Annotated in this window: 9 protein-coding genes; 7 read left to right on the forward strand and 2 right to left on the reverse strand. The window is 37.2% G+C overall.

The features are described from left to right. Nucleotides 1-109: 109 nt before the first annotated feature. From Q0R51_RS08330 to Q0R51_RS08340, 3 genes are all read left to right on the forward strand, one after another. Nucleotides 110-1,033: a PTS sugar transporter subunit IIC gene (locus Q0R51_RS08330; protein WP_110445657.1), complete on the forward strand. Its 924-nt coding sequence runs from the start codon at nucleotides 110-112 to the stop codon at nucleotides 1,031-1,033. Then, on the forward strand, nucleotides 1,020-1,838 hold the full coding sequence (locus tag Q0R51_RS08335; protein ID WP_110445658.1) for a PTS system mannose/fructose/sorbose family transporter subunit IID: 819 nt from the start codon (nucleotides 1,020-1,022) through the stop codon (nucleotides 1,836-1,838). The genes Q0R51_RS08330 and Q0R51_RS08335 overlap by 14 nt, the downstream gene beginning before the upstream one ends. Before the next feature lie 63 nt (nucleotides 1,839-1,901). Next, nucleotides 1,902-2,303 (forward strand): PTS sugar transporter subunit IIA, encoded by a 402-nt coding sequence (locus Q0R51_RS08340; protein ID WP_122037294.1) that lies wholly within the window; start codon nucleotides 1,902-1,904, stop codon nucleotides 2,301-2,303. Between the two features lie 80 nt (nucleotides 2,304-2,383). Here Q0R51_RS08340 and Q0R51_RS08345 read toward each other — a convergent pair whose 3' ends face one another. Next, entirely contained in the window at nucleotides 2,384-4,402 is a 2,019-nt protein-coding gene (locus Q0R51_RS08345; RefSeq protein WP_294758053.1) for a hypothetical protein, read from the reverse strand. Nucleotides 4,403-4,601: 199 nt separating this feature from the next. Here Q0R51_RS08345 and Q0R51_RS08350 point away from each other — a divergent pair, with 199 nt between their 5' ends. Together Q0R51_RS08350 and Q0R51_RS08355 are read left to right on the forward strand one after the other, a co-directional pair. Further along, nucleotides 4,602-7,451 carry a TIM-barrel domain-containing protein gene (locus tag Q0R51_RS08350; protein ID WP_294758055.1) on the forward strand — a complete coding sequence of 950 codons (2,850 nt, stop codon included), beginning with the start codon at nucleotides 4,602-4,604 and terminating at the stop codon, nucleotides 7,449-7,451. 142 nt (nucleotides 7,452-7,593) lie between these two features. Next, nucleotides 7,594-8,589, forward strand: a complete 996-nt coding sequence (locus Q0R51_RS08355) for a tagatose 1,6-diphosphate aldolase (RefSeq protein ID WP_046324417.1) — start codon at nucleotides 7,594-7,596, stop codon at nucleotides 8,587-8,589. A 57-nt stretch (nucleotides 8,590-8,646) separates the two neighbouring features. Here the strand turns inward: Q0R51_RS08355 and Q0R51_RS08360 are convergent, their stop codons facing one another. After that, the gene (locus Q0R51_RS08360) at nucleotides 8,647-9,408 is read right to left on the reverse strand and encodes a MurR/RpiR family transcriptional regulator (RefSeq protein WP_046324418.1); all 762 of its coding nucleotides are present in this window, start codon (nucleotides 9,406-9,408) and stop codon (nucleotides 8,647-8,649) included. 120 nt (nucleotides 9,409-9,528) lie between these two features. Between Q0R51_RS08360 and pfkB the strand changes: the two genes are divergently transcribed. Both pfkB and Q0R51_RS08370 read left to right on the forward strand, forming a co-directional pair. Further along, nucleotides 9,529-10,458, forward strand: a complete 930-nt coding sequence (gene pfkB / locus Q0R51_RS08365; protein ID WP_294758060.1) for a 1-phosphofructokinase — start codon at nucleotides 9,529-9,531, stop codon at nucleotides 10,456-10,458. Nucleotide 10,459: 1 nt separating this feature from the next. Beyond that, nucleotides 10,460-10,877 (forward strand): PTS fructose transporter subunit IIB (locus tag Q0R51_RS08370; protein WP_294758062.1); only part of this gene is annotated, 418 nt, incomplete at its 3' end.

A 10,877-nucleotide genomic window follows, 5' to 3' on the forward strand; every position in this document is an offset into this window, starting at 1 on the left:
AGAGAGATTTCTGGCAAAGGCGTTAACTTAATTGCCCAATTAAATCCTAGTGTTGAGTCACGGGATTTAATGAAATTGATTAATGAAAAGATGAAGTAGGAGGAGAAAAATGGCTTGGTGGCAAATATTACTGCTTACGTTGTATGCAGGATTAGAAATTTTAGATGAATTGCAAATTTATTCATCATTAAACACACCAGTTGGTGCTGGGTTGATCGCCGGTCTGATCATGGGAGATCTGCCTACCGGTCTGTTTATCGGTGCATCAATGCAGTTGACAGTTTTAGGTATCGGTACTTTTGGTGGTGCTTCAAGAATTGACGCTACTACCGGTACAGTTTTGGCTACAGCATTTTCAACTAGTATTAAAGGTATGAGTCCTCAAACAGCTATTTCTTCAATTGCTGTTCCAGTTGCTGCTATTATGATTGAATTGGACGTTTTGGCAAGGTTTGCCAATACTTACTTTTCACACAGAATTGATCACTTGATTGATCAAGACAAGATTAACTATAAGGCTGTTGAAAGAAATGTTTTATATGGTGCAATTCCGTGGTCACTTTCACGTGCTGTTCCTGTCTTTATCGCATTGGCCTTTGGTCAGGGATTAGTACAGCAGATCGCAAATGCTTTAAATGGAGATCTGTTATGGCTTGGTAATGGTTTGACTGTTGCTGGTGCCACATTACCAGCAGTTGGTTTTGCTGTTTTGCTCCGGTACTTGCCAGTTAAGAGACATGCAGCATATTTGATCTTGGGCTTTACAATTACGACATTGTTCTCAGTGCTCTTTAGTGGAATGCAAGCTTTGGGTACAGGCTTAACAGCTGTTAACAAAGGCTTCACTACTATTTTCAATGGCTTGCCAATGCTTGCAATTGCAATGCTTGGATTAGCTCTTGCGATTTTGCATTACAAGAATATTCCGTTAAATAAAGGTACTGCTCAAGCACAAAGTACTGAAGGTCAAAGTAATAATGCAAGTTCAAGCTCTGATGACGATGAAGGAGAGATTACTGATGACGAACTCTAAACCTAAATATAAATTAACTGAACAAGACTTCAATCAAATTAACCGGAGATCTTTGTTTGGTTTCCAGTTAGGCTGGAACTATGAAAGAATGCAGAATAGTGGTTATCTATACACTATTTTGCCCCAATTGAGAAAAATTTATGGCGATGATACTCCAGAGTTAAAGGAAATGATGAAGACTCACATGCAGTTCTTTAACACTTCTAACTTCTTTAATACAATCATCACTGGTCTTGATCTTGCCGTAGAGGAAAATGAGGGTATTGAAGGAAAAGACACCGTTACTGGTATTAAAGTTGGTTTGATGGGTTCATTTGCCGCAATCGGTGACTCTATCTTCGCTTCTTTAATTCCAACTATTTTTGGTGCTTTAGCTGCTTCAATGGCAACTCAAGGAAACCCAGTTGGTGTTATCATTTGGGTTATTGCCTGCCTTTTGATCTGTGTCTTCCGTTGGAAGCAACTTCACTTTGCTTATGACAAAGGTGTTTCTCTAGTTACAGACATGAGAGACCGTTTAAACGCTTTAACTGATTCCGCTACTGTTTTGGGTGTATTCATGGTTGGTGCCCTTGTTGCTACTATGGTTAACATTAAGTTTGCCTGGGCACCTCAAATTGGTAAAGTTACTATGAATGTTCAAAATAATTTGGACATGATTCTTCCTAAATTATTACCAGCAGCTGTTGTAGGCTTTGTTTACTGGCTTCTTGGTAAGAAGGGTATGACATCAACCAAAGCAATCTTTATTGTTTTAATACTATGTATTGTTTTAGGTGGCCTTGGAGTTATCGCTAAGATATAATTAAATATAGTAATTGCTTTAAGTAAAGCTGATAGTATAAAGTATTAAATAGAAAGATAAAGTATGGCAGAAAAAGAATTAATTTTAATTAGTCATGGCAAAATGGCTGAGGGCGTAAAAGCCAGTGCCGAATTAATTATGGGCGAACAAGAGCACGTACATACGGTATGTTTGCTTCCATCTGAAGGTCCTGATGATTTTAAGAAAAAATTTGAAGAGCAGATTTCAGGAATGAATATCGAAGATATTACTGTTTTCGCCGATTTAATGGGTGGAACTCCGGCAAATGTGGTTAGTCGTCTGATTATGGGTGGTCAAAAAATTCACTTAATCTCGGGAATGAATTTACCACTGGTAATTGAATGGCTCAACAGTCAAATGAGCGGTGCAGAATCCGATTATGTGACAGCAGGTAAAGCTGGTATCGTTGATGTTACTGCAATGTTAGCTAATATGAAAAAGTAGAATTTGAATAAAAAATAGCGTCTAGTTCTAAACAAAGAGACTAGGCGCTATTTTTGGCTTTTATTTAATTTAAAACTAATTTAAAACAGTATTTGAATAGTTTCAAGTGGTGCTAAAGGCTCATCTATTGAAGCAATGCCATTTTCAACATTAATATGAATTTTTGTCTTCTTAACTGAATTACCAACTTTTCTAACTATCGTTGCCTCATTACTTACAAGTGGTGCTGCCAGATGCCATTTTATTTGCTGGTAACCATCTAGTGTAAAGTTAGCGAGCCAAGCTTTTTGACCATCGTTTTCAACCAAGAGCTTAACATTAGGCATTCCTATTAGGTAGTCCACAGGTTTAATGCTATCAAGCATTTGCTGGAGCAGTCCCTGCTTATACGTAGTAAATTGGGAATCCCAACCGTGGCGTGGATCTTGATCCATAGGTAAAACAATAATATGTTGATCAATAACAGCCATAACGTTGCCCAATTTTTCATCAATCGAGTTGTACGCAAATGACCATACGTTTACATCACTTTGAGGCTGATATTCAATTTTTAAATAATTACCAGTATGTTGCAACATTGTTATTCGTGGATTTTTGACGCCATCAACAATGTGTCTGTCGGCTTGTTCAAAGGATTGATAATTGGTGCGAACTGGATGCCACTCAGCATTGTTAACGTGCAATAAGTTACCCAGATTGCGGTCAAGCAAAACTTGCACGCTCTCGCCATCAAGCAATACAAAATTCTTTTTGAGCAATGCTGTAATCTGGTCATTTGCCAGATTACGTAAAAGTTGCCCGGAAACAGCAATAATTTCGTTTTCTAATGAAGTTTTTTGATTAACAGGTAAAATGCTTGTTGCAAAACTAAAAGCTCCTAATAGACTAGCCCAGTTTTTTTCGTGGGGCAAAAGTTCTTCCACATTTTTGCCGGCAGTAGTTTGTAAGTGATAACTGGAATCTTGATCAACCAGAACTTTAATCCCTCTTAAATGATCTAGCGGCAGGCGATTTTCTAATAGTTGATTAACGAATGGCTTGATGTCAGCAAGCATTTCAGCGTAATGCCAGCTTTCATTGATACCATTACCCATCATGTCATATAAGTTGAGTAGGATTCCCTGACTTCCGATTAAAGCAGCAGTGATAATTTGAAATGCAGTAAATGCATTTGATTTGACTAAAGGAGAATACATATAACTTTCTAATTCAGGGTAAAATTCAGCATTTTCTCCTAAAAAAGCAGCGGTAATACGAGTATACTCTTCAAAATTTCTACCATATGCTAGAGGCGCAACTTCATTGTAAGCAGGTAGGTGGGGCCGAGCCACCTTGGGATGACCTTCACCAGCTAAAGCCTTAAACAATTTTTCCCAATCACGACCTTCTAGAGCGTGCCAGTCAGGGTATGAAGTCATCTGTGCCAGATCTGTTTCGGGGCTGACTTCATGAACGGCTTGCTCAATTAGATGTTCATTTTCAATCATTTCTTGACGTGCTTGATCCAGGTAAATTTGGCGCTCCTTAGTGGGTTTTCCCGGTTGCAACATCTTTTTAACAAATTCAGCACGTGTTTCTTTTTTGCCTAATTTTTCATTATACAGTTGCATATGATAGTCGCAGAAACACATCAATTTTAAAGGGGTGTGATTATAGTGGCGAAAATCGTCTTCTAACCATAATCGACGGGGATGTATGCTGGCATATTGGGCATAAGTAGCAGCTAAATATTTGCGCCATGTAGGATCAGCCGGACAAGCCATATCCTTAGCCTTGTTACCATCAATGTCAACAAAAGTATTGAAACCAATCTCGGGATTAACTTGATAGCCTCGATCGGAGTGCATAATAGTTGTCCACGGGTTTAAGCTAGTAGTTACACCTATATCAGATAATTTCTTTTGTAAAGGCTTAATGGCATCTAGCCAGACTTGTGTTTCTGCTTTAGTTAAGTGACTGTGGTTTAATTCTTCCCCATTTATGAAAAAGGCAACATCATCAATTCGGCCTTTTTTAACAAAATCAATTAATTTTTCGTCTTTTGCTGGCGTATTTGTTCTTGGATCCAGCATATATCTTAATGTATAAATAAATGTCATATTATTGTTCCTATATAAAAATAACTGTATATCTTGTCTTAATTCTAGCATAATTTAAGGCTGTATACCTTGAGTTTTAAGTAGAAAGATAAATAAGTGGTTGGACAATAATTTTATATATAGCTATTTATCATTACCCTGATTTAGCATATAATCAATCCTATCAAACAGTTTTAATTAAGATTAATTTTCTTTTAATATGAAGGAGGAAAGCACTATTAATAAAAATGACACAAATCAGGTAACCAATTTTAGTAACTTGAAATTGCAAGCTATCACTGATGTGACTAAGCAATCAGGTTATTTTGATATTAACTATCAAAACGGGCTGACAGCTCGCCTTTATATCTTGGACTCAACAATATTCAGATTATATATTGATCCGACTCAAAAGTTTCAAGAACCAGAACAATCAGAAGCTGGCTTACATGCTCAAATTTTTGTGAAAGATATTTATGATTCTTGCGGTATGAATGGTGCCAGTATTCATGCTACCAATACCGGTTGGCAAATTGATACGGGTATAATTGAAATTAATTTAAACAAAAACTCAGCTACTTTAGACGTCACTAAAAATGGCAAGACGATTTTTCAAGAAGCAAAGCCAGTTGAATTGAAGGATTCATTAACAGTCCAAACCCTAGTTGATTGCAATAGTAATTACTTTGGTGGAGGCACACAAAACGGGCGTTTCACACTAGCAGGAGAAAAAATTGCAATTGTTAATACCAATAACTGGGTTGATCATGGTGTAGCATCTCCTAATCCTTTTTACTGGTCAACGGCTGGTTATGGCGTGATCCGTAATACTTTTAAACCCGGACATTACGATTTTGACAGCGCTTCTAACAATAAAATTACGACTGCTCACGAAGAAAAACGCTTCGATGCTGTCTATTTCTTTGCGGATTCGGCTTATGAATTGCTCAGTGCTTATCATCAGTTAACTGGCCAGCCGGCTTTAACACCAATTTTTGGTTTTTATGAAGCTCATTTAAATGCTTATAACCGGGATTATTGGGTAGAAGTAAATTCTAAAGAAAAGGGTGCTATCAAATATCCAGATGGCAAGTATTACCGCGAATATCAGCCCAAGGATTTACCTGCAGAATTAAAGCCAAAGTCAATTAGGGAAACGCTGAACGGCGAACATGGCGGGGTTTCCTATCAATTTAGTGCCCGGGCAATGCTTGACCAGTACCTTGAGCATGATATGCCTATAGGTTGGTTTTTGCCTAATGACGGCTATGGAGCTGGTTATGGGCAAACGGATACTCTAGCAGGAAATCTTAAGAACTTAGCGGAGTTTGTCAAATATGCTAATAGCAAAGGCGTGCAAGTAGGATTATGGACGCAGCAAAATTTAGCACCAGTTGATCCTGTAAATCCTAAGCCGGATGATCGCGATTTTGAAAAGGAACTAGTTGCCGGAGTAACTGCACTTAAGACGGATGAAGCATGGGTTGGCCATGGTTATTCGTTTGGGTTAAATGCCACGCAAAGTACAGCTAAAATGATTGCTAAAATTAAAGGCGATCAGTTGCGGCCGTTTATTATTACAGTTGATGGTTGGGCAGGAACGCAGAATACTAGTACAGTCTGGACAGGAGATGAAGTTGGTGGCGAATGGGAGTATATTCGCTTTCAAATACCAACTTATATCGGTGAAGGATTATCGGGCCAACCTAATGTTGCTTCGGATATGGATGGTATTTTTGGTGGGCAAAACCCGATTGTTAATACTAGAGATTATCAGTGGAAGGCCTTTACACCAATTCAGCTGAACATGGATGGCTGGGGCAAAAATCCTAAGAATCCATTTGCGTTTGGCGGGATCACAACTAAACTGAATCGTGCTTATTTAAAGCAGAAATCAATGTTGCTGCCGTATGTTTATAGTATTGCTGCCCAGGCAACCTTTACTAGTAAGCCAATGGTACGTGCCATGTTTTTGGAGTACCCTAATGTCCCAGAATTTTACACTAATTTGGTCAGGTACCAGTATTTGTGGGGAGATAATTTCTTAGTTGCTCCAATTTATCAAAACACTGCCAGCGATGAAAAAGGAAATGATGTCAGAAACGAAATCTATTTGCCTGATAAAAAACAAATCTGGATTGACTACTTCACTGGTCAGGAATATCAAGGTGGACAAGTAATTAACAATTTTGCCGCTCCATTGTGGAAACTGCCGGTATTTGTTAAAGCCGGAGCCATTATCCCGGTAGCACCGGCAACTAACACGCCGCAGGAATACCTCAACTTAAAAAAGATGCGGCAATTTGTGATTTATCCCAGTGGTACTAGCAATTTTAATGTCTATGAAGATGATGGCTTCTCTGCCCAATATAAGCAAGATAGATATGTCCAAACTGAAATTAGCAGTAGTTTACGGGGCTCCAGTTTGACCATTAAAATTAATAAAGCTCAAGGTACTTATGCAAAGTTTGACCCTGAAAAGACAACTGAGTTAAGCATTAAAACTAATAAAGTACCAAGGACAATCGCAGTTCTGATCGGTAATAAAGAAGTTCATTTAACTGAAGCAGAAAATTTAGCGGATTTTCAAAAGCATGATAACTGCTACTATTTCGATCAGCATTATCTGACAAATCCATATTTAGCAGAATTTAACTCAAATTTGGAGCAGACATTTTTAAGGATAAAACTGCAACAGACGAATGTGTGCCAAAATGAAATCACTGTTGAAATTACAGGTTGCGCTTCGACAGCAGTACCAGTTAATGAACTGCCGCTAAAAAATGAGGCTCTAATAGTTCCAGCTAATTTAACACAAAATGATCAAAAAACCACCTCAAATTCTATTACAGTATCTTGGCAGCCAGTACCTGGCTGTGACAGTTATCAGTTAAAAATCGATGGTTTGTTATATTCTAATATTGAAAGAACTGCTTTTACCTTCAATAACCTGAAACCTGATACGACACATACTTTTCAAGTTAGAGAAATTAAAGAACTGACAGCTTCTTCTTGGGGAGCAAAAATTATTTGCAAGACCAAGAAAGCCGTTAGCTCTAAAAAGAAATAATTTGGTATTTAAAGTAAATTTTTTCTAGATTATTTGTAATTGTGAAAAAGTTTACTAAAACTTCTGCTTTTCTTTAAAAGGCTAAACTATCAGTATATAATAATAATTGTGCGATTAAAGATAATGTTAAAGGAGATATATAATGAAAACAATTTCTGCAGCAGTTGCCAAACATATGGAAAACTTGTCAACTACTGATGGTGTAATTAGTGCTTTGGCAATTGACCAACGTGGCTCTTTGAAAAAGATGTTAGCAGAGGCTGCTAATAAACCTGCTGATGAAACAACTATCGTTGATTTTAAAAAAGCAGTATCTAGTGAGCTGACACCATATGCTTCATCTATTTTGACTGATCCAGAGTATGGCTTACCAGCTACCAAAGTTAGAGATAAGAATTGCGGATTATTACTTTCTTATGAAAAAACCGGTTATGATACGACTGAACCAGGAAGAATGCCTGACTTAATTGCTAATCAATCCGGATTAAGAATTAAAAATGAAGGCGGAGATGCCATTAAGTTTTTAGTTTATTATGATCCTGATGAGGGCCAAGAAATTAATGATAAAAAGCAAGCTTTTGTTGAAAGAGTTGGTGCAGAAGCTAAGGCCAATGAGTTACCTTTATTCTTAGAAGTTTTGACTTATGACGCTAATATTCCTGACGCCAAGAGCGAAGAATTTGCCAAGGTTAAAGCTGACAAAGTTTTGCAGACAATGAAAGAATTTTCAAAGCCTGAATATGGTGTAACTGTCCTTAAAGTTGAAATTCCGTTTAACATTAAATTCGTCGAAGGCTTTAACGGTGACAACAATGTTGTTTATACTCAAGAAGAAGCCAAGAATCTGCTTAAAAAGCAGTCTGAAATAACTGACTTGCCTTATATTTTCTTATCAGCTGGTGTAACCAGTGAAGAATTTATCGCTGAAATTAAAATGGCTGAAGAAGCTGGAGCTGACTTTAACGGTGTTCTTTGTGGTCGTGCTACTTGGAAACCAGCCATTAAACCGTTCGCTGCTGAAAGTGAAGAAGCAGGTAGAAAATGGTTATCTACTCATGGTAAAGAGAATATCGAAAACTTAAATGAAGCTCTTAAAGGTGCAAAATCCTGGCGTGATAAGCTGGAAGTTGCTGAATAACTGAATTTTTCAAACTTAAAAAAGCTTTCTATACTAATTTAAAGTATAGAAGGCTTTTTATTTGCTCTTGTAAAAATCACATCTAACCGAATAAGCGTCACAAAAGATGCGCGTCATTATTTGCAGTGGCAGGCGTGATCTAACCTCATATTCAGGAAAATAGTTAGTTTTTGATTTGTAGCCAGTGAAAATTAAAGTGGAGAAAGGCAAAATACTGCCTGATGAGTTAGTGGTAAATGTCAAAATTGGAACATCATTTTTATTTAAGGTTTTAGCTGCAGTTACTAATTCCTCAGTTTCTCCGTTTAAGGTAATAAAAATTGCTAACGAATCCTTCTTAATCTTGCTGGCAATTGTCTTGATAATATTTGGATCTGAGTGAAATTCACAGTATTTTCCGGTTAATTGTAATTTGACCATCATTTCGTGAGCAATTGATTCAGACAAACCACGAGCAAAAATAAAAACGATTTTAGCTTGTTTTGTCAATGAAATACTATCTTCGATTGTGCTATAGCTCAAATTGTGCAGCGTGTTGTTCATTTCAATTTCATTTTTAGTAATGACGCTTCTGATTTTATCATCAGCATCATTTAGCACACTGAAAGTAGAATTTGAATTGCTTTTTAGTTTCAAAGTTTCACGGTAAGAGGTGTAACCACTATAGCCCATCTTTTGCATGGTGCGTACAATTGTTGCAGTCGAGACATTCGCGAATTGACTTAACTTTACTATTGACATATTAGCGATCTTTTGGGGATTATTTTCGACTATATTCCAAAGATGCAATTCTGCTGCTGAGAGTTCTTTTGTTGACATTTAAGTGCTCCTTTTGTAAATATTTTTCTTTTTATTATAGTAAACGCTGTCAATTCAGAAAAACGTTACACATATTTGTCTTTATAATAATACAAAAGGCAAAAAAAGGGAGAGAAATCTTTGATTTATACAGTAACGTTGAATCCAGCAATTGATTTAGTAATTGTCACTAAGAAACTGGAACCGAAGGTAGTTAATAGAACTGAAAAATTTGAATTACAACCTAATGGTAAGGGGGTCAATGTTTCATTTATCTTAAAGAAATTGGGTATAGATAGTGTGGCCACAGGAATTGGTGGTGGCTTTACATTAGATTATGTCATTTCTGGTCTAACAGAGAAGGGTATTAAAACTAATTTCTTAAAGGTAAAAGAACCTACTAGAGTTAATGTCTTTACGGATGTTTTAGACGAAGGTACAGAATACAAACAAGTTAATCCGGGACCAGTAGTAAGTTCAGATAAACAAGATCAATTTTTGGATTATCTTGAAAGCACAGTAACTAAGGATGATATGGTAGTTGTTTCCGGTAGTTTTTCTCGGGGTATAAAACCAAACTTTTTAGTCCAACTGGCTCAGTTAGTCCAAAAACAGGGAGCTAAATTTGTGATAGACAGTAGTTACCTAGAAGTAATTGATACTTTAAAATATCGGCCGTTTTTACTTAAACCTAATGATAGTGAACTCGCTGCCTTCTTCAATTATGAGGGTGAGATGACCGCCGCAAAAACGGTCGAATTGGCTCAAAAATTAATCAAATTGGGTTGCCAAAATGTTCTCGTTTCGCTAGGTGCTGATGGTGCTGCTTTTATTAATAAATATCATGTTCTATTTGCCAATGCTCCGCAAATACAAGTGGTTAATTCAGCTTGTGCCGGAGATACCATGTTGGGTACTTTTATTGCCTTTTTGGAAAAGAACAAACCAGTTAGTGCTGCTCTTAAAATGGCTGTTGCCGCGGGTAGCGATACCGCTAGTCGCACAGGACTGACAGATTTTTCTTTAGATGAGTTATTACCGCAAATTTCAGTGGAAGAAAGGATGAAATAAAGTGGCTAATTATGATTTAGTGGGTGCTACTGGTTGTGCAACCGGTGTCGCTCATACATTTATGGCAGAAGAGGCCTTAGAAAAAGCGGCTGAAAAGCTTGGTTATACTATCAAAATTGAAACACATGGTCAAACGGGCATCGAAAATAATCTGACTAGTACGGAAATTGCAGATGCTCAAGCAGTAATAGTTGCTTCTGATATTGATGTTGGCTTGGATCGCTTTGCAGGAAAGAGACTGGTTGTTGTTCCTGTTGCCAGAGGCGTAAAGGAACCAGATGCTTTAATCAAAAAAGCGTTGGCAGCTCCTATTTATAAAGAGGGTCAGGCAGCCAAGAGTTCAAATAAAGATAGTGTAGGAAATCAAAAGCTAGGCAACAAAATTTATACCTCTTTAATGAATGGCGTCTCTCATATGT

This window comes from uncultured Lactobacillus sp. (genome assembly GCF_946477725.1).
GTDB lineage: Bacteria > Bacillota > Bacilli > Lactobacillales > Lactobacillaceae > Lactobacillus.

What these genes read in the sequence shown, in the direction of transcription:
- Q0R51_RS08335 (WP_110445658.1), top strand. Translation starts at nt 1,020, where the DNA reads ATGACGAACTCTAAACCTAAATATAAATTAACTGAACAAGACTTCAAT.
- Q0R51_RS08340 (WP_122037294.1), top strand. Translation starts at nt 1,902, where the DNA reads ATGGCAGAAAAAGAATTAATTTTAATTAGTCATGGCAAAATGGCTGAG.
- Q0R51_RS08330 (WP_110445657.1), top strand. Translation starts at nt 110, where the DNA reads ATGGCTTGGTGGCAAATATTACTGCTTACGTTGTATGCAGGATTAGAA.
- Q0R51_RS08355 (WP_046324417.1), top strand. Translation starts at nt 7,594, where the DNA reads ATGAAAACAATTTCTGCAGCAGTTGCCAAACATATGGAAAACTTGTCA.
- Q0R51_RS08350 (WP_294758055.1), top strand. Translation starts at nt 4,602, where the DNA reads ATGAAGGAGGAAAGCACTATTAATAAAAATGACACAAATCAGGTAACC.
- Q0R51_RS08360 (WP_046324418.1), bottom strand. Translation starts at nt 9,408, where the DNA reads ATGTCAACAAAAGAACTCTCAGCAGCAGAATTGCATCTTTGGAATATA.
- Q0R51_RS08345 (WP_294758053.1), bottom strand. Translation starts at nt 4,402, where the DNA reads ATGACATTTATTTATACATTAAGATATATGCTGGATCCAAGAACAAAT.